This window comes from Verrucomicrobium sp. BvORR106, assembly GCF_000739655.1.
Taxonomy (GTDB): domain Bacteria; phylum Verrucomicrobiota; class Verrucomicrobiia; order Verrucomicrobiales; family Verrucomicrobiaceae; genus Verrucomicrobium.
The window spans coordinates 62,564-82,099 of sequence record NZ_BATR01000098.1 but is presented as its reverse complement, the minus strand read 5'-3'; the positions used below and the strand labels follow the sequence as shown (position 1 = coordinate 82,099).

The following is a 19,536-nucleotide window of genomic DNA, read 5'->3' as shown; positions in this document are numbered from 1 at the left end:
AATGCCCGGGACGTCGCCATCACCTGTGCGTACTTCCTCCCACCCGGTCGTACCCGCCGCGCTCTGCAAAAGGCCGCCCGCCGGGCCGAGCGTTTCCGTCTGTTGCTTGCCGGCAAGTGTGACGTGCCGATGTTCCAATCCGCCTCCCGTGCCCAATACCGCAAGTTTCAGGGCAAAGGGGCGCAGATCTATGAGTACCAGCCCCAGGTGCTCCACGCCAAGACCCTCGTCGTGGATGATGCGGTTTACGTGGGCTCATCGAACCTCGACCCCCGCAGTCTCTCCATCAACTTCGAGCTCATGATCCGCATCGAATCCCCAGAGCTGGCCCGACAGGTCCTCGCCACCTTTGAGCAGGACCTTGAGCACAGCAGCCTGGTGGAAAAGGTCCGCTGGCGCCGCCCCACCACCTGGTGGAAACGCCTCAAACAGAAAATTGCCTGGTGGCTCTTCGTCCGCCTCGATCTCTCCATCGCCCAGAGCATGCTTCAGGAGGCCGAGCAGCGAGGCGGGAGGAGGTAAGAGTCCCGGCAACATTGGAAGGGACTCGCGCACTTCCATCAATGGTTTGATCAGCAAAAAAACTTGCCATACCAGGGGTTGCTGATCTCATTGGCTGCATGGTCACCCCCACTTGCCTTGCGAATCATACTTCCTCCCGGAGCCCTCGAATGCGTTGGGCATCCGGTGTTACCACCGCGCTCCTCGTAACCTTCACCTGCCCTCTCCTGTACGGGCCCCATGCAATGGCTCAAGCGCCCCAGCGTTCCTTGGGAGGAGTCAGAGTGCTTATAGACCCCAAGCAGGAAGAATTGTACACAGCCATGGGGGCTCAACTACATCCGCTGACAGACCTGCAGGACAAATTGGGCGGCGCATTGGAAAAGCTCAGACAAGATGCCTTCAACAAGAATGACGCTGAGTTGACTGACGCTATCCGGCTCGTCGAGACGGAGCTTCAGACCTACGGTAAGTTCCCCACCACGAGCAAACCCGAGCTCGAGAACCTGCGCACCATCTTCGAGCAGCAAACGGCAGCACGCACGAAAGCCATCCAAGTCAATATGATGGCAACGCTCAAAACCTGGAAGACTAGGATGGCAGCGGAAGTGGCCAAAACCAAGAAGGCGAATTCACCTGAGGACTATCTGCAAAAGTCGCTCTTGGAGAATATTGAGGTTGATCTCAAACGCCTGTCCGAGGGACAGATGGTGTGGTCAGAAGGAGACACGTGGTTCGATGTCATGAGAGATGGCCACTACTTTGGTGGAGATCTTCCCAAGAAACTGGATTCCGGCATCTTGTTGACATCGACCAATACAAATCGCACTCCGGAACTGACCTCCTATGCCAGAAACACGCTGCCGGTAGAGATTGAAGCAACTGTCGCCGGCGGGGACACCCCCTTCTACATCAGCTTTGCAGGCACTAGGGTCCTGTTCAGGTACCCCGAGGTCCCGGGCAATCTCAAGCTGATCTATCGCAAAGGCATGGACTGGGATTCGCAACTCGTTACCTGCAAACCGTTGCCGGAAGGTGCCGTTCAAAAATTCGAACTGAAGATACACGAAGCAGGTTTCTCCATCAAATGCAACGGCGTCACAGTCTGCGACTCTGACACCCCACTCCTCGGGAATAGGGGCAGCGTGAGCATTGGCGTGATGGACAACTCCAGCGTCGAGGTCCGTGAACTGAGATTTCGCAGTCCCGGTCACGCTCGTTACCTCTCCACGATGGCTTCAAACAACGCGAGCTACAAAGAGCTGTCGAACGTATTGAGTGCCGCGAAGAGGATTCCTGTACAGTCTCTTCCAGGCATGGACACGGCGACTCCGGCACCAGCAGGCAAAGAACGCCCGCAGGCCGACAAGTTTTGGCCGACAACGCTGGGACTGTACGATGCACCTGAAGTGGAGGAGGCGGTGGAAGACCCAGAAAAACGCGTCTTCATCTACAAGTCACCCAACTATCAATTCGTCTGCGATTCCCGCTTGAGTGTGAATGTAGTGCGCGAATTTGGAAGAGTGTTCGAAGCAACCTTTCAGGTGAACTGCAAGCTCCCTCTGGACATCCAGCCTGAGCCTGAAATCTTCAAGCCCGCATTTACGGCACGAATCATCACCTCAGATGAATCGTACCACATGCAAGGTGGAGCTGTGGGCTCCGCCGGTGTGTACATTCCCTCAGCGAAGAGCATCCTTGTGCCGATCTCCAGCCTGGGCGTTAAGCTGGAACGCGACAAGGTCACCATCGACCCGGGAAGCGGGGACTACCACACCTTGATTCATGAGATCACCCACCAGATGATGAACCGCTGGCTGGACAAGCTGCCTCTGTGGTTGCTTGAGGGCTCCGCCGAATACGTGGCCTGGGCATCCTACAGCCGCGGGAAATTCACCCTCACTGACATGCACCGCAACTTCCCGGAGAAACTCGAACGCCGGGGATTCTCCATGAAGAGTGTCAACATTCCTCACCTGGCCGACTTGATGACGTTCGACCATCCCAAATGGAATGCCAGCATCGCGGCCGGTGACGCCAGCGGAAACTACACGGGGGCCGCGCTGCTTACCTACTACTTCTACAAGCTTGATGGAAAGAGAGACGGAGCAGACATGGTGGCTTGCTTCAACGCCGTACGCAATGGCACCGCCCACGCGGATGCCATCAAGACGCACCTCTTGAAAGGTCGCAGTTATGATCAACTCCAGACGGAGGTGGCCGCAGCTTTTTCGGAACTGGGCGTGACGATTTACTTCAAGAGCAAGGCCCCTTGACCGGCCTTGGGATCAATCCACCTTGACTCGTCCCGCCAGATTTCCGCGGACGAAAGGGTGCGAGATCCGAATCAGGGGTGGTGAACCAACATCGCCTGCCACCTCATGGATCTCCGCTCAGCTCACCCGTATTGGCTGCTAAAGAATGGGCTCCAAGGCAGCTACCCTGCCCTGGAGCGCGATGCCCGGTGTGAAGTCCTGGTGGTGGGTGGCGGCATCACCGGCGCGCTGGTCGCCTACCATTTGGCCGAAGCGGGCGTCTCCACCATGGTCTTGGACCGCCGGGATATCGGTTGGGGCAGCACCGCTGCTAGCACCGCCTTGTTGCAATACGAGATCGATACGCCATTGCATGAACTGGAGGCAAAACTTGGTCGCGACCATGCGGTGCGCAGCTACCAGGCCTGCCGCGATGCCATCTACAAGATTCAGACACTGGTGAGCAATCTGGATGATGACTGCGGATTCAAGACCAAACCCAGTCTCTACTACAGCGGCCTAAAACGGGATCTGCCCGGCATGAAGAAGGAGTTTGCCGCCCGACGTCGGGCGGGCATCGCCGTTGAATGGTGGTCATCCCGGCAGGTGACAGAGCATATGCCCTTCAAGAAATCCTGCGCCATCTACTCACGAGACGGAGCGCAGGTGGATGCCTACCGGCTCACTCACACCCTGCTTCAAGCCGCGTGTCAAAAGGCAGCCCGCGTGCATGACCGCACCGGTCTGACGGGTTACGAGGTTCAAGGCAATAAGGTCATCGCCACCACGGACCGCGGCACCACCATCCGGGCCCGCCACATTGTCTTCGCCACCGGATATGAGGCCCAGGGGGATCTGGATCAGAAGGTCGTCTCACTACACAGCAGCTTCGCCCTCGTCAGCGAGCCCATCGCGGGCCGTGGCCCGATCTGGCATGAAGACTGCCTGATCTGGGAACACGCGGATCCCTATCTCTATCTCCGAACCACCGCAGACCGACGCATCATCATCGGCGGTGAAGATGAAGACTTCCGCGACGCCGACCGGCGAGACTCGCTCATCGAGTCCAAGTCGGCCACCTTGCTCCGAAAGTTTCAGCACCTCTTCCCCGACATCCCTTTCGAAGTAGCTTTCGCCTGGGCCGGCACGTTCGGAGAAACCAAGGACGGCCTCCCCTACATCGGCCAGACCCCGGAGTTTCCCCGCGCCAGCTTCACCCTCGGCTTTGGCGGCAACGGCATCATCTACAGTCTGATCGCCGCCGAGATCATGCGCGATGAGATCCTGGGGAAAAAGAACGAGCACGCGGAGTTGTTCCGTTTTGGAAGGTAACCAGACCCGGTTCTTGTCTTCCCATACCGTCTTCGTTTTGGCTATGGTAAGAGCAGTGTGCACAAGACGAGCCTTGGTGGCTCCCAGCTGCCCCCACTGCGAATGAACTACTGAATGCCCTTGGCTGGTTGGCAGGGGTGGCAGTATTGAATCTTGTCGTCAAGTCGCACTGGACCCGTGATGTCGAGGAAGACGAGGACTGTTATTAGTCGCCCATTGTTGTGCCCTTCAGTCGCCTGGATGTGGATTTTAGAAAGGTGGATGTGTTTGCAGGACGTAGTTTTGGCTCTCAACTACCATTTTGCCTTGGCGCATCCCCATCCCCTTTCCCACGACCATGTCCAACGCTGACTCCGCCCCCACCCCTGCTCCGCAAGATATCGCCTCCCGCCGCTTCGTGACTGCCGCGGAAAAGGTGGACTTTGTCTCGCCCTGGACCCTCGAAGAATGGCTGTGCCGCAATGACGTAGTGAACAACCAGGAGCTCCTCATGGTGCGCGCCAACATGGAGCCCTTTCATTCCCACCCCTTCCATACCCACCCGACCCGCGAAGAAATCATCTACATTGTCTCAGGCCGCGCAGAACAATGGGTCGGGCACCAAAAACGCATCCTCGGCCCAGGCGAAATGGCCTTCATCCCCAAGGGCGAAGTCCATGGCACCTACAACCCCTTCAATGAACGCCTTGTCTTCCTGGCCATTCTCTCCCCGGCCAAGGCCGACGAACCCGGCATCGTGGATGTGAGCAACGAAGAGCCCTGGAAATCCCTACGCCCAGAGACGGCATAGGCAGAGACTTTTTAGACAGAAATAACGGAATTAACAGAATCAGGCTCCCGGAATTCTCCACCCCCATAGCTGTTATTCCATTTAACCAAGACCACACTTCCCCCCTACGCCTCTGAACTCTAATTCCGTAAATTCTGTTAATTCTGTCCAAATGAAATGCCTCCACCAGCCATCCTGTTAATCCGCTAAAAATCTTGTTAATCCTGTCAATTCTTTGTCGCCGTCCCCTGACCCGCAAAATCGAACTCCAGCGGCAGCGGATGCTCCGTCCTCAGCACCTGAGTGTCCCCGTTCTCCTTCTGCAGCTTCTCCAGCAGCGACCGCATGCGGTCAATTTCCTCCGCATGCCCAGGCTCTTGGGCCAGATCCTTGGTCTCGGCTGGATCTGACTTCAGATCGTAGAGCTGCATCTTGTTCACCTGCGGATACACGATGAGCTTCCACTGATCATCCCGCACCGCACGCTGCACGTTGCGGTAGCCGGTCATGATCGCCTGTCGGCGGGTCGTTTCCTCGCCTTTGAGCACCGGCACCAGGCTCAGCCCCTCGCTACCTTCCGGCTTGGGCACTCCCGCCAGTTCTCCCAACGTGGGATACACGTCGAGCAGGTAGCAGAGCGCATCTCGCTTCTCTCCTTTCGGCACTCCAGGTCCGCTCAGGATCAGTGGGGAGTGCATGGAGTGGTCGTACAGGCTCTGCTTGCCCATCAGACCGTGGCTGCCGATGGCCAGTCCATGATCGCTGGTGAAGACAATGATCGTTTTTTCATCCTGGCCGGTTGCTCGAAGGGTTTCCAAAATCCTGCCGATCTGCGCGTCCATGAACATGATCGCCGCATAGTAGTCCGCCAGGTCCTGCCGGATCACCGCCTCGGTACGCGGCCAGGGGGCCAGCTTCTCATCCCGCACGGTCATTTCACCATTGTTGAACGGGTGCACCGGCAAGAAGTTCTCCGGCACCGGTGGCTTGTTGGCATTGGCCTGTTCGTGCCACGCAGGTGGCGCTTTCCGGGGATCGTGAGGTGCGTTGAAAGCCACGTAGCAGAGCCAGGGATGCGCACCTTGTTTTTGCCCCTGGAGGAACTCCACCGCCTTGTCGGCAAAGAGCTCCACACAGTGCTTCTCCACCGTGCGCCTGTTCACAAACTGCCTTGGCCCGCCCGCATCTGGCGAAGCCATGTCCTGCACGGGAATCGCATCCGGATTGCCCATTCCCCCGAGGAAAACCGCCTTTCCGTCCTGGAACACCCGCAGCGCGGAGGGCGCTCCGTTGTGCCACTTTCCCGTCAGGAAAGTGCGATATCCCGCAGTGGCAAAACTCTCCGGCCAGGTGGGCACGCCTTTGAGCTGTTCCTGCACCCGGTAGAGCGTGCGCCCGCTCATCAGCATCGCTCGCGAGGGCACACAGACCGCTCCCTGTTTGGAGCCCATACAGTAGGCTCGTGTGAAGGTGGTGCCCTCCTTGACCAGGCGATCCAGATTGGGTGTCTGGAGATGGGCGTTCCCCAACGCAGCGATGGTGTCCGCGCGTTGATCGTCACTGAACAAAAACAGGACATTGGGATGATCCGCCCCCCGCAGGATTGCAGTGCACCACCCCATTGAAAAAACCGCTGCCAGCCAGATTAGACGCTTCATCAGACCTCCGTAAACGCGCACGACGGGTGCAGCTGTAACGCCAATTTTTTTCTTCGCCAAACCCGGCCCCACCGTGTATTCCCGGGGAATGTTCAAGAAACTCATCGCACCACTCACGCTGCTGGCCGTCGTGGCGGCCATGGCGTTCTCCGCCACCACGCCGCCGAAACGCAAGATCCTCTTCTTCACCAAATCCAGCGGATTCGAGCACTCCGTCATCTCCTGGAAAAAAGGCCAGCCCAGCCATGCTGAAGGCGTGCTCACCGAGCTCGGCAAAAAGAACAACTGGGAGTTCACCTACTCCAAAGACGGTTCTCTTTTCAGCAAAGAGTACCTGGCCCAGTTCGACGCGGTGTTCTTCTACACCACCGGCGACCTCACCACACCCGGCACCGACGGCCAGCCCGCCATGAGCCCCGAGGGCAAACAGGCGCTGTTCGACTACGTGCGCAGCGGCAAAGGCTTCATCGGCTCCCACTCCGCCAGCGACACCTTCCACACGGACAATGAATCCAAGAAGGGGCCGGAGCGATTCCTCAATCACGGCGACAAGGCGGATCCCTATGTGCGTTTCCTCGGTGCCGAGTTCATCAAACACGGTGCCCAGCAGCCGGCCAAGATCACCGTCACCAATCCCAAGTTCCCCGGCTTTGAGAACGTGGGCAAGGAGTACAGCTTCCCCGAAGAGTGGTATTCTCTAAAAGACTTCACGCCCGACATCCACGTGCTGAGCACCATCGACTCCCCCTCCATGAAGGGCGACGAATACAAGCGCCCCGCGTTCCCCATCACCTGGGCCCGCAAAGAAGGCGAAGGCCGCGTCTGGTACACCGCCATGGGCCACCGCGAAGACGTCTGGACCAACCCCATCTTCCAGGACATTCTGGTGGGCGGCATCAAGTGGGCCCTGGGTGATGTGAAGGCCGACGTGCCCCCGAACCTCAAGGAAACCGCTCCCGAAGCGCACGTGAACCCTCCCTACGTGGAGCCCAAGCCGCCGGCACCGAAGCCAGCCAAGCCTGCCGCCCCGGCAACGCCTGCGGCCGCCGAGAAGAAGCCCTAGGCCCGCACACGGGACATCCAGATCTCCATTTGAAGCCCGACGTGCTCAGTCACGTCGGGCTTTTTTTTGCCTGTAGGCCCCCATGCGCCGCCTCCTGCCAAACAAGAACGTTGTTCCCCCATTTTCACCTCAGACGTATGCTTTTTTCTTGCCCCTGGCACGGGTCCCCCTATCGGTCTCATTTTACCCCACAGCATGCTGCCCCCCATCGCAGACGCTCCGAGTCTCTGTTCCCGACGCAATGCACGTCGGCGGCGAGTCCACGCGACTTTGGCTGGCGGGCTGCTGCTAGCTTTGTCCATTCCCAGTTGCTCCACCACGGGACGAAAAAACGCTGACCGGACCACACCTCTGGTTCAAGGCAAAGCCATCACCTTTCCGGCCCATGTCCGCCAGCGCCTGGCCCCACGCCAGACTCCGGACTTCCTCAGTCATGCAGAGCTCGTCTCCCTGAGCAAAAACCCCCAGCCAAAGGGTGAGACCGCGGCCCGGCTGGAGCGATTCTGGCGCACCCCAGTGGTCAGCAACGAGGCCTATCTCTCCGGCCAGCGCCCCCATGTGCAAAGCACGGCCGGCCTCGGCCCCATTCTGCGGGTGGCGACATGGAACATCGAGAAATCTCTCAACATCACCCGGGTGGCGGAGGCTCTGACATCTCCCGCTGCCTACACCTCGATGATCAATGAGAAGCGTGCGCCAGCCGGCTCTCTCTTGCGGGAAGAAATGCTGCGCCAGCGCCAGCGTCTGGCCAGCGCGGACATCGTGTTCCTTCAGGAAATGGACCTCGGGGTGAACCGCTCCGGCTACGTGGATGCCGCCCGCACCTTGGCCCGGTCCCTGGGGATGAACTACGCCTACGCCGCGCAGGCTCTGGAAGTGGATCCTGTGCTCCTGGGTCACGAACCCCGGCCTGACAGCCCTGCTGGCAAGCCCCAATACCACAGTGTTGATCCCGCCCGGTACAAAGGCGTCTTTGGCTCTGCCATCCTCTCCCGCTACCCGATTGTCAAAGCGGAGGCCTTTCAACTCAAGACCCAGCCCTACGATTGGTTCAAGGACGAACAGAAGCGTGCCGACTTCGCCGAGCATGGCCGGCGTGTAGGTTCAGCGCTGGTTTTTGACAATGAAATCACCCGCGAACTGAAGGTCGGCGGTCGTAACTTCTTCCGCGTGGATGTGGCTGTGCCCAACGCACCGGGCGGGCTGGTCACCCTGATCAACAACCACCTGGAGATCAAGACGCTGCCGAAGTACCGGGAGGCCCAGATGGTGGAGATCCTCGGGTACATCAAGAACATCCCCCACCCGGTCATCATGGCGGGGGACCACAATTCCGCGCCCAATGATGTGAGCCCCACGTCCGTCGAGCGTGTCATCTGGCGTCAGCTTGATACTCCGGCCAGCTTTGTCTCCACCGCGTCCAACGTGTCCGGCCTCGTCTGGGGCACCGTCATCCCCCTCTATCGGGAACGCGGGGTGGTGAATGCATTGAAGAATTTTCAAAGCCCTCTCGCCCCCAATGTCCCCATCCTGTTCCCCAACCGCGTGGTGGGCCTTTTCAACCGGGTGAAGGAGTTCCAGTTCGATGACGGCAGCAGCTTTGACTTTCGCGGTGACCGGGCGCGCTCAATCAACGGTCGCAAGGGCCTCCTGGCCAACAGCAACGACCGTCGCCTGAAGGGCCAGGTCACCAGCTTCAGTGTGCGCCGCCCCATCGGCCCGCTGGGGCGATACCGTCTGGATTGGTTCTTTGTGAAGTCCGGCCTCCTTCAGGACTCTCGCGACAAACGCGGCCCTTACCGGTTCGCCCCCCACTACGGAGAGACCCTGGCGGAGTTTAATGAGCACGTGAAGAAGCCCTTCTCAGACCATCGCCCCCTCGTAGTGGACCTCCCGCTCAACGAGCCCGCTTTGGACAACGAGGGCTAGCCCTGGGGTCGGGTCGTCACCGTGGAACCTGCGGTTCTTCGCAAGGCTTCCCTGCAAGCTGCCGTCTTGTGCATGGAAGTCCTCCTCACCGCCATGCCCTCCTCGCTCCACGTCCGCACCCTGGTTGCCGCATTGCTCCTTTGCGGCAGCACCTCCCTGCCCGCCCAGACGAACAGTCCGGCATCCTCCGCTGAGGATCCTCTGGCCCCCTGGCGAAGTGGCGTGCGCATCCAGCCAGTTTCCCCGGAAAAGGAGCGCCACACCGTGCACTCCTACTTCAACACCTGTCCGGAGAGTCCGGATGGCAGCAAAGTGCTCTTCTTCGTCTCCACCGCCGCGGACGGCCACGTCGGAGAGGTGTGGGTTCGCGACCGGAAGACTGGCGCAGAGCAACAACTCGCCACCAATCTCAAAGCCGAGGATGCCCACCGGGTCGCCTGCCAGCAGTGGGTGAATGAGGGCCGCACCGTCACCTATCACGGGGAGCGGGAAGGACGCTGGTTCGTCGCCTCCGTCAATGTGGACGGGAACCCGCCCGTGGAGCGGGTACTGGCCCAGGATCGACTCAGCGGCTGGGGACAGCCCCAGGGGCAGGTGGTGCCGCTCTATGGTCAACACTGGAATCCCGGCCCGCATCGTGATCTGGAACTTGTGAACGTCGTCACGGGGGAAATCACCACGGCGCTGAAGGTGGAAGACGTCACCCGGCAATATCCAGACTGGTTCTCCAAAGCCTATTCCGGCAAAGAGGTCTCGATCTTCTTCCCCGTCTTGAGCCCGAAGCTCGACCGGGTCTTTTTCAAGATGGCCGCTGCCAGCGGACCGGACCCACGCAGTGGGGCAGCCAGCGTGCGTCAGGGCCTCATTTGCTACGATCTCAAAGAGAAGCGCTTCCTCTACCAGAATGAGCGCTGGGGACACCCCTCGTGGCATCCGGACGACCGGCACATCGTGGAGACCACGTTCACCATCTTCGACAGTGACAATGGCAAGGCCACGCGCACTCCGGGGTTGCCCGCGGCCCGGGGTGATCACCCCTCTGCCAGTCCGGACGGCCGTCTGCTGGTCACGGATACCACCATGGACCGCTTTGGAAGCGACTCCAACCACTGGGGCATCATCCTGGCCGATGCACGGGGTGGCCAGCACCTCATGCTCCATCAGTTCAAGAACAACGAGGGCGCCCGATCCTGGCGGCGCTCCCATCCCCATCCGGTTTTCAGCGCAGACGGCAGGCGCATCTACTTCAATGTCAGCGAGGGTCCCTGGACCCGGCTGTACGTGGCGGAGATCAGCCCGTCACAACCCTGAGGCGAACAGCGGCAAAGAGACATCTCCATATTTGGCGAAATTTCGCCCCCCTCCTGCGCGTCTCCTTAACCCGCCCTGCTCCATCGCGGCACAGGGCGGTTCATCGTCCGCCATGCGTCCCTCCTCCCGCCTCCCCTTCGCAGCCGCCCTCATCGGCCTGCTGCTCGCTGGTGCCACCTGCATTTCTGCGGATGAGCCTGCCTTGACGCCCCAGCTCAACCTCCCCTACAAGGAGAGCACCACCGGCCTCACGGACTATGAAACTACCCGTTGCAAGCTGGATCTCTATGCCCCCGCCGGCTCCAAGGAACCGCTCCCGGTGATCGTCTGGTTCCATGGCGGCGGCATCACCGGTGGAGACAAGGGCAGCAAGGACACTGCCGCCGTAGCAGCCCGCCTCGCCCAGGACGGTTTTCTGGTGGCCTCCGTGAACTACCGTCTGAGCCCCAAGGCCACCTACCCCGCCTACCTTGAAGACGCCGCGGCAGCAGTCGCCTGGGTGCTGAAAAACGCTGCTGCCCATGGCGGCGATCCGAAGAGAGTCTTCGTCGCGGGACATTCCGCGGGCGGTTACCTCACCACCATGCTGGCGCTGGATGCACGCTATCTGGGCAGGCACAATTTGAAGCCGGAAGACATTCGCGGCTACATCCCCGTGGCCGGTCAGATGATCACCCACGCTGCCGTCCGCGCGGAACGCGGCATTGAAAAGGGCACCATGATCGTGGATGAAGCCGCTCCGCTCCATCACGTCCGCAAGGACATCCCGCCGATGCTCATCCTTTATGCGGAGAAAGACATGGCCATGCGTGCCGAGGAAAACCGCTTCTTCGCCGAGGCCCTCACTTCCGCAGGCTGCAAGAGCTTCCAGATCCAGCAGGTGGATGGCCACGACCACGGCGGCGTGGGCAACCGCATGGCAGACGCCGACGACACCGGCCGCGCCATGATGATCAAGTTCATCAGAGAGCAATTGAAGTAACTTCTCACCTCTTACCATTTACCTCTCACCTTTTACCACCCCACATGCTCCGTCGCACCCTCCTCGCACTCCCGCTGCTCACGCTCTACGCACCTCTGCTCTCCGCAGAGGAGGCCGCACCCACCACCGTCCGGCTTCTCACCGTGGGAAATAGTTTTTCCGCGAACGCCACCAAGCATCTGCCCGGTCTGGCCAAGGCCGCTGGCAAGACATTGATCCATACGCCGCTGGTGATCGGAGGTGCCAGCATGCAGGTCCATCTGGACAAAGCCAAGCTGCACGAAGCCAATCCTGCTGACCCCAAAGGCTGCTACACCAGCAAGCGCGGCCTCAAGGAATCCCTCGCTGCGGAACCTTGGGATGTCATCACCATCCAGATGGCCAGCATCAAGAGCCATGACATCGCCAACTACCGGCCCTCCGCCACCGAGCTGCGCGACTACATCAAGAAATACGCACCCAAGTCTGAGATCGTCGTTCACCAGACCTGGGCCTACCGGGTGGATGACCCGCGCTTCACCAAGCCCGCCGAGAAACCCGGTGAGCCTGCCACCCAGGAAGCCATGTATGAAGGACTGACCAGCGCCTACAATACCATTGCCAAGGAACTGGGCGGCCTGCGCATCATCCCTACCGGCGATGCCTTTCACATCGCCGACAATGATCCCCAATGGCGCTTCCAGCCAGACACCACCTTCAATCCCAAGACTGCCAAACAGGGTGAACTGCCCAATCAGAAACACTCCCTCCACATGGGCTGGCAGTGGAAAAAAGGCAAGGATGGCAAGACCACCCTCGGCATGGACGGACATCACGCCAACATCGCAGGCGAATATCTGGGAGGGTGCTGCTTCTTTGAAGTTCTCTTCAAGCAAAGCTGTGTGGGCAACACCTACGTCCCCAAAGGCCTGAGCGCGGAAGACGCCCGCTATCTGCAAGAGGTCGCGCACAAGGCCGTGGCCGCCAGAGGCATCGAGACCACAGCCGTGAAAGCCGCCGCAGCGAAGTAAGCCGCAAGTTCACACACTCACTCAGGCGTGGGCGGTCAAATGACCCCCACGCCTTTTTTGTGTTCATCCAACGTCGCAAGCAGTTTTGTCTGCTCCAATCTCATCACCTCCTCCACCTGGCGGCGCAGCCGCTTTGGGACTGCGGTGAGAATCACCGCTTTCGCAGCCCATGTGATTTCCTCTTACCCTTTGCCCCCCAGCAGCGCCCATCATCGCCACCGCTCCCACAATATCGCATCCGCCCGACACAGGACTCCCGAAAGCGGCAATTCTTGCCGCACTCCTAAAGATGCTTCGCATCCAGGTGTTGACCGTTTTGTCTCAAACAGCTCGTTCCTTACCAGCCACCTCCGTAAGCCCTCCGTCACACACCCCTGCCATTCCACAACCATCACTAAACCCTTCTCCCCCTTCCCTTTTTCCCTATCCCTCTCCCAGTACTTTTATACCCAATTCTCACCCATCTCTGCCCGGTTCGGACTCAACAGGATAGATCATGTTCATCCTCCCGGTACTGGTGCATTCGCATCGCACACGAAGTTCCTGTGCAGCCAGATTTCTGAGATCACCGCATTTCCTCAATTCCAATTTTTCGCTCCATGGCCGATTCCCCTTCCCGCTCCCTCGCCGACTCGACCCCTGAAGCCACCCCGGATTCTCCGCGACGTGAATTCCTGCGTCGTGCGGGTCTCGGCCTCGTCGGCCTGCCTTTTGCCCCTGCCTTCTTGACCACTGCGCCGGGCGCTCGCATCCTTGCCGCAGCACCTGCGGCGACATCCCCCGCTGCCGTTCCCGCCACCACCACCGTGGCCGCACCCGCTCTGGCACCACTCAATCGCTTCCCCCGCATGATGCAGGAGTGGCTGGTGAACCAGGTGCGCACGGTCGAAACCCAACAAAACGCAAAGCGGGCCGCCCTCAAAACGCAGGCCGATGCTGAAGGCTATGTCACGTCTGTTCGTGAGCGCATTCGCACCAGCTTCGGCCCCGAGCCTGAAAAGACTCCCCTCAACGCCCGGGTCACCCGCACGGTGGAACGCGACGGCTACAAGATTGAGCACATCATCTTCGAGAGCCGCCCTGGCCTTCTCGTCACGGGGAATCTCTATGTGCCTGTGGGCCGCACTGGGCAGATGCCCGGCGTCATCGGTGTGTGTGGCCACTCCCTCAATGGCAAAGCAGCGGACGCCTACCAGAGCTTCGCCCAAGGACTCGCCCGCCTTGGCTATGTCTGTTTCATCATCGATCCCATCGGTCAGGGGGAACGCTTTCAGTATCTCGCTGAGGGCACGTTGAAGTCCCGGTTCAGCCCGGGTGTGAGCGAGCACATCCAGTCAGGCAATCAACAGACACTGGTGGGAGAGTTCCTCGGTGCCTGGTTTGCCTGGGATGGCATTCGCGCTCTGGACTACCTGCTCACCCGCCCTGAAGTTGATCCCAAGCACATCGGCCTCACAGGCAACTCCGGCGGCGGCACGCAGACAACGTGGATCTGCGGGCTCGATCCGCGCTTCACCATGGCCGCGCCTGCCTGCTTCGTCACCACTTTCCGCCGCAACGCAGAAAACGAACTGCCTGCCGATACCGAGCAGTGTCCGCCTGCAGTGCTCGCCCTCGGCCTGGACCATAGTGATTTCCTCGCTGCCATGGCCCCCAAACCCGTGGTCATCGTGGCGCAGGAGAAGGACTTCTTCGACGTGCGGGGCAGCATGGAGGCTTATGAACGCCTCAAGCAGCTCTACACGCTGCTGGGTAAGCCGGAGAACATCCAGCTCCACATCGGCTCGGACTATCATGGCTACTCCAAGGAGAACCGCGAGGCCATGTACCGCTTCTTCAACAAGGTGACAGGAGTGTCCCAAGCCACGTCGGAGCCCGATCTGGTGATCGAAAAGGACGAGACACTCTGGTGCACCGCCAGTGGGCAAATCAGCGAGTTAAAGCCTCGAACCGTCGCTTCGCTCACGGCCGAATCCGCCAAACAACTCGCCACCCAACGCCCCCGCCTGACCGGCTCCAAACTGGTGGAGGCGGTCAAGAGCACACTCAGGCTCCATGCAGAAGCTCTGAGTACCACCGTGCCCGACTACCGCATCCTCCGCCCCTCCAGCGGCCGCAAGTATCCCGCCAAAGGCAGCAGCACCTACGCGGTGGAAACCGAGCCCGGCATCCAGGCGCTCGTCACCCGGCTCCACGACGCCTCACTAGTCTCGCGTCCCCCTCAGGGCGGCACTCGGGCCATTCTCTATGTGGCCCACCGCTCCGCGGATGCCGAACTCCGCTCCGAGCCTCTCGTGGCCGAACTGGTGGGTGCCGCCGCTGACGCCGCCGTGTATGCCTGTGATGTGCGAGGTATCGGCGAGTCTCAGCCGGACACCTGCGGCGCAGATCAATTCCTCAAACCCTACGGCAGCGATTATTTCCTCGCCGCCCATGCCATCATGCTGGACCGTCCTTATCTGGGTCAGAAGGTCGGCGACCTCCTCCGCGTCGTCACCTGGTTGAAAGCCCAGGGCCACCAGGAGATTCATCTCGCCGGACGCGGCTGGGGCGCGCTCGCGGCTGCTTTCGCCGCCCTTCTCTCCCCTGCGGTCACCCAGGTCACTTTGAAAAACGCATTGGCCTCCTACGAGGTCATCGCCACGACGGAGGACTACAAGTGGCCCTACGCCACGCTGCTTCCAGGCGTGTTGAAGCAATTCGACCTGCCTGACATCTACGCGGCGCTCCAGAGCAAGAAGCTGGAGAGCCTTGAGCCGTGGGGTGCAATGGATGGGATGAGTGCCTAGCATCGCGCCAACAGCCCATCATCCAGCGGCGCAGTTCTTCTGGGGCAAAAGACGACAGAGGGCGTGCTGAGTGGTCAGTACGCCCTCGACATATTTCCGACGCCCCCTCCGCTCCCATCCCGACGGAGACCGTCGGACTACCCCTGAGGCGGCGTCGGGAGTAGTCCGGTTGTCCCAACCGGCTCAGGCGGCGGAGGAGACGAGTGCCTCACCTCCGCGAACCCACTGACCGCCAGGATCGTCTTCCTGCCTTTGTCCGTACGTCCTTTCCAGCGACTGAGCCGACGGAGACCGTCGGACTACCCCTAGGGCAACGTCGGGAATAGTCCGGTTGTCCCAACCGGCTCAGGCAACGGAGGAGACGCGTGACTCACCTCCGCGAACCCTCTGATCGCCAGGATCGTCTTCCGGCCTTTGTCCGTACGCCCCCTCCGCTCCCATCCCGACGGGGACCGTCGGACTGCCCCTGAGGCGGCGGCGGGAGTAGTCCGGTTGTGCCAACCGGCTCAGGCGCCGCGCGCATGCACGTCCATCCTGCCTCTCCAGATGTCCGCAGGTAAGAATTCCCAGCGCACCGTCCCATCCCTCACAATTCCCGTCCAAAATCGGCCGAATTTGTCCTTTCTATGGGACCGCTCCACTCGCCGCTTAATTACTTTCAAATCGAAACATAACCCCTGAAACACCCCCACCCTCCCTACGTATTCTTCCACCGCATTCAGCAGCGCTTCCTCACTGATCCCGCCCTGGTCTGACTGCCCTCCTCGTCTTCCCGTGTTCCCCCAAATGCGGCAGGACGTTCAGATGACTCGCCCCCAATGATTGCTCCGTCCTGGAATCCGCTCCGCGCCACCGCTCCCCACTCCAAATCCTCTTCCCGGCTCCGCCCGCGTCTCTCGATGGCGCTGGCAGTGCTGGGTGCCAGCGCCAGTCCCCTCGGGCTGGCTGGAGCCGCTGAACCGTCCGCCACAGCCAATTGGGAAAAGGACATCCGCCCTCTCTTCACGCAGTACTGCTATGACTGCCATGGCGGCAAGAAGACCAAGGGTGGCGTGAATCTCAAAACCCTGGATGCCGATCCCAAAGTGGGCTCGGAGTTTGAGTTCTGGAAGAAGGTCAAGGACTCCATGCACGCGGCCGAGATGCCGCCAGAAGATGATCCCCAGCCGTCCCCTGAAGAAAAAGCCCGCCTGACAGCCTGGCTCAATCATTCTCTCGAAGCGGCAGCCCTGGCCAACGCCGGAGATCCCGGCGTGGTGACGATCCGTCGTCTTACCAATGCGGAGTATGACAACACGGTTCGCGACCTCACGGGCCAGGACTACAAACTCGCCAAGGAGTTCCTGCCCGACGGTGGTGGCGGCGAAGGCTTCTCGAACGTGGGTGATGTGCTCTTCGTCAGCCCCCAGCAGCTCGACAAGTACCTCTCCGCAGCCCGCCAACTGGCCGACCACGCCAGCATCCTGCCCGGCCGTGGCATCAGCTTTCAGACCCAGCGTGTCGGCCTTCGCGGGCCGGAGCAAATTCGCGATCAAGCAGAGCAGAGCCTCTACGTCTGGTATCAGAAGATGGCAGCCCCCTACCTTCCCAAGGATGGGGACGACATGCGCGAAGGCGACTACATGCTCGCCAGCTGGAAGTTCAAGCATCGCGAGCAGACCGGGGCCACGTCTCTGGAAGTACTGGCCAAGGAAGCCGGGCTTTTTCCCGCCTTCCTGGAGAACTGGTGGACCATGCTCAACAATGACAAGAGCAACTCCCGGTTCCTGGACATCACGCGCAACGCCTGGAAAGAATTGCCCGGACCTGATGCGGCCAAGCCCAAAGAGGTGCCCGCAGTGGTCCGCGAAAAGATCCTCGCCATTCAGGCAGAACGTCGCTCATGGTGGGACCCCAAGCGCCCCGGCACAGGTGTGCAACGCATGCAACAGGATGCCGACGGCTTGCGTCCCTATGGCTTCGTCCGTGAAGTGACCGGGCACATGGAAGTGAAGCTCGTCGCCGGGGACTTGGGCGATGGCAATCGCGGAGACTGGGTGCATTTCACCGAACTCATGTTGACCCGCGGCAAGAAGACGGAGCCCTATCTCGTGTGGCTGCGCCGCCAGATGGAGATGGATCGCAAGGCCTTGCAAGCTCCGGGGGCAGATGCTGTTACCTTGAACCAACGCATCAGCACCGCCGAGAAAGCGCTTGCCCAGTTTGGCAAGAATCCTCTGGGCCCAGAAGTCAATGCCGACACCCTCGTGGTGCAGGCCCCAAAGGTGATCCCCCTTCCCCTGCCTGACGACGCCACCCTCTTCCGTGGCAAAGGTCGCCTTGTGCTGGAAGGCCCGGACAGCGACTTCGCCACCATCCAATGGACTGCTGTGGTGGGGAACGCCCCCGACCCGCAGAAGATCTTGCCGGGCGTGCTCACGCTCTGGAAACGCCAGACTGAAGCCGCGCGAAACACGATGGTGGACTTCAGCAGGATGAAGACCGCCTTCCCAGACGAATACCTGCGCCGTATGGAGGAAGTCTCTCGCAACTTCCAACGCGGCGGCAAAGGACCCGGCGTGTACTACTTGAGCGATGTCCAGCTCGCCTCATTGATCCCTCCCCAGGAGAAGGACCGCATGACGCGCATGCTGACCGACTGGCGATTGGTACGCTCCCTCAAGCCCAATCCCAAGGATCTGAACGAGTGGGATGAAAATCTGCGTGGACACCTGCTGCACTTTGCCAAGAGAGCCTGGCGTCGCCCCCTGACGGACGCAGACAAGCAACAACTCAGCCAGCTCTATGCTGACGCCCGCGCTCGTGATCTGGATCGCGAATCCGCCGCCCGCGAGGTGCTGGTGAGGATCTTCATCTCCCCGGACTTCGTGTTCAAGATGGAGGAGGCCAATGAGCCCGGCGAACATCCCTTGAAACCCTGGGAACTGGCCACCCGGCTCAGTTATTTCCTGTGGTCCTCCGTGCCGGACACGCGTCTCACCCAGACGGCCATGGATGGCAGCCTGTCCAGGAAAGAAACGATCACTACCGAGGTGCAACGACTTCTGCGCGATCCCCGTGCCCGTGCCCTCGCTGAGGAGTTCGCCGGCCAGTGGCTGTCCTTCAACGGCTTCTCCAAGCACAGCACTGTGGACGGAAACAAATTCCCGGAATTCACTCCGGAGTTGAGGGCCGACCTGTATCGGGAGACCACTGAATTCTTCGCCTACGTGATCCGTGAAGACCGCCCGGTAAAGGAAATTATCCTCGCAGACTACACGTTCCTCAATGAGCGCCTGGCCAAGCACTACGGCGTGCCCGGTGTGACAGGCGGTGAGTTTAAGAAAGTCGCCGTGGGCCAGCACCAACGGGGAGGCATCCTCGGCATGGGCAGCATTCTCACGAAGACCTCCTACCCCCAACGCACCAGTCCAGTGCTGCGCGGTGACTGGCTTCTGCATGCCGTGCTGGGTGCCCCTACCCCACCGCCGCCGCCGGATGTGCCGCAGCTCGACGACAGTGCGGCCAAGGCCACCACGCTGCGTCAGCGGCTGGAGGCTCACCGCGCTGACAAAGCCTGTGCCTCCTGCCATGACAAGATCGATCCGTTGGGATTCGCCCTGGAAGGCTTTGACGCCATCGGCCGACTCCGCACCCAGGACGACGGCGGCCAGGCCATCGATGACTCCGCCCAGATCAAAGGTGGCGCATCCTTCAAGGGACTTGCCGGTTTGAGAGAATATCTCAGTTCCCGTGAAGACGAGTTCAGCGCCGTCTTTTGCCGCAAGCTGGTGGGCTACGCCCTAGGGCGTAACGTCCTGCCCTCGGACAAGCCACTCCTCGCTTCCATGCAGGAGGAAATGAAAAAGTCCGGTGGCAAGTTCTCTGCTGCGGTCCTCACCCTGGTGCAGAGCCGCCAGTTCCAGCACCGCCGGAATGAATGACCGGCCCTCCTGAC

Annotated in this window: 12 protein-coding genes; 11 read left to right on the top strand and 1 reads right to left on the bottom strand. The window is 60.5% G+C overall.

What is annotated here, in order from left to right; genetic code table 11:
- From BV106_RS17290 to BV106_RS17275, 4 genes are all read left to right on the top strand, one after another.
- Positions 1-522: phospholipase D-like domain-containing protein (locus BV106_RS17290; RefSeq protein WP_265595787.1), on the top strand; the 522-nt coding region annotated here is incomplete at its 5' end.
- A gap of 302 nt (positions 523-824) precedes the next feature.
- Positions 825-2,777: a hypothetical protein gene (locus BV106_RS17285; protein WP_265595786.1), complete on the top strand. Its 1,953-nt coding sequence runs from the start codon at positions 825-827 to the stop codon at positions 2,775-2,777.
- Between the two features lie 105 nt (positions 2,778-2,882).
- Positions 2,883-4,088 (top strand): FAD-dependent oxidoreductase, encoded by a 1,206-nt coding sequence (locus BV106_RS17280; RefSeq protein WP_038166765.1) that lies wholly within the window; start codon positions 2,883-2,885, stop codon positions 4,086-4,088.
- Positions 4,089-4,425: 337 nt separating this feature from the next.
- On the top strand, positions 4,426-4,878 hold the full coding sequence (locus tag BV106_RS17275) for a cupin domain-containing protein (RefSeq protein WP_038166763.1): 453 nt from the start codon (positions 4,426-4,428) through the stop codon (positions 4,876-4,878).
- A gap of 206 nt (positions 4,879-5,084) precedes the next feature.
- Here BV106_RS17275 and BV106_RS17270 read toward each other — a convergent pair whose 3' ends face one another.
- Positions 5,085-6,479, bottom strand: a complete 1,395-nt coding sequence (locus BV106_RS17270; RefSeq protein ID WP_051945982.1) for a sulfatase-like hydrolase/transferase — start codon at positions 6,477-6,479, stop codon at positions 5,085-5,087.
- A gap of 124 nt (positions 6,480-6,603) precedes the next feature.
- Between BV106_RS17270 and BV106_RS17265 the strand changes: the two genes are divergently transcribed.
- The 7 genes from BV106_RS17265 (at position 6,604) to BV106_RS17235 (ending at position 19,522) form a co-directional block, all read left to right on the top strand.
- On the top strand, positions 6,604-7,578 hold the full coding sequence (locus BV106_RS17265) for a ThuA domain-containing protein (protein ID WP_038166760.1): 975 nt from the start codon (positions 6,604-6,606) through the stop codon (positions 7,576-7,578).
- A gap of 195 nt (positions 7,579-7,773) precedes the next feature.
- Positions 7,774-9,507 carry an endonuclease/exonuclease/phosphatase family protein gene (locus BV106_RS17260; protein ID WP_265595785.1) on the top strand — a complete coding sequence of 578 codons (1,734 nt, stop codon included), beginning with the start codon at positions 7,774-7,776 and terminating at the stop codon, positions 9,505-9,507.
- A gap of 93 nt (positions 9,508-9,600) precedes the next feature.
- Complete coding sequence (locus BV106_RS17255) at positions 9,601-10,818, top strand: PD40 domain-containing protein (protein ID WP_038166794.1); 1,218 nt, start codon at positions 9,601-9,603, stop codon at positions 10,816-10,818.
- A 112-nt stretch (positions 10,819-10,930) separates the two neighbouring features.
- Positions 10,931-11,800, top strand: coding sequence for an alpha/beta hydrolase (locus BV106_RS17250; RefSeq protein ID WP_038166756.1), 870 nt, complete (start codon positions 10,931-10,933; stop codon positions 11,798-11,800).
- Between the two features lie 44 nt (positions 11,801-11,844).
- Positions 11,845-12,810, top strand: coding sequence for a DUF4886 domain-containing protein (locus BV106_RS17245; protein ID WP_081891844.1), 966 nt, complete (start codon positions 11,845-11,847; stop codon positions 12,808-12,810).
- 599 nt (positions 12,811-13,409) lie between these two features.
- Positions 13,410-15,599 (top strand): acetylxylan esterase, encoded by a 2,190-nt coding sequence (locus BV106_RS17240; RefSeq protein ID WP_265595784.1) that lies wholly within the window; start codon positions 13,410-13,412, stop codon positions 15,597-15,599.
- A gap of 818 nt (positions 15,600-16,417) precedes the next feature.
- Positions 16,418-19,522: a DUF1592 domain-containing protein gene (locus BV106_RS17235; RefSeq protein WP_038166754.1), complete on the top strand. Its 3,105-nt coding sequence runs from the start codon at positions 16,418-16,420 to the stop codon at positions 19,520-19,522.
- Positions 19,523-19,536: the final 14 nt, after the last annotated feature.

Coding starts and splice junctions, on each gene's coding strand:
- BV106_RS17235 (WP_038166754.1), top strand. CDS start 16,418: ATGATTGCTCCGTCCTGGAATCCGCTCCGCGCCACCGCTCCCCACTCC.
- BV106_RS17260 (WP_265595785.1), top strand. CDS start 7,774: ATGCTGCCCCCCATCGCAGACGCTCCGAGTCTCTGTTCCCGACGCAAT.
- BV106_RS17245 (WP_081891844.1), top strand. CDS start 11,845: ATGCTCCGTCGCACCCTCCTCGCACTCCCGCTGCTCACGCTCTACGCA.
- BV106_RS17255 (WP_038166794.1), top strand. CDS start 9,601: ATGCCCTCCTCGCTCCACGTCCGCACCCTGGTTGCCGCATTGCTCCTT.
- BV106_RS17270 (WP_051945982.1), bottom strand. CDS start 6,479: ATGGGGTGGTGCACTGCAATCCTGCGGGGGGCGGATCATCCCAATGTC.
- BV106_RS17285 (WP_265595786.1), top strand. CDS start 825: ATGGGGGCTCAACTACATCCGCTGACAGACCTGCAGGACAAATTGGGC.
- BV106_RS17240 (WP_265595784.1), top strand. CDS start 13,410: ATGGCCGATTCCCCTTCCCGCTCCCTCGCCGACTCGACCCCTGAAGCC.
- BV106_RS17275 (WP_038166763.1), top strand. CDS start 4,426: ATGTCCAACGCTGACTCCGCCCCCACCCCTGCTCCGCAAGATATCGCC.
- BV106_RS17265 (WP_038166760.1), top strand. CDS start 6,604: ATGTTCAAGAAACTCATCGCACCACTCACGCTGCTGGCCGTCGTGGCG.
- BV106_RS17250 (WP_038166756.1), top strand. CDS start 10,931: ATGCGTCCCTCCTCCCGCCTCCCCTTCGCAGCCGCCCTCATCGGCCTG.
- BV106_RS17280 (WP_038166765.1), top strand. CDS start 2,883: ATGGATCTCCGCTCAGCTCACCCGTATTGGCTGCTAAAGAATGGGCTC.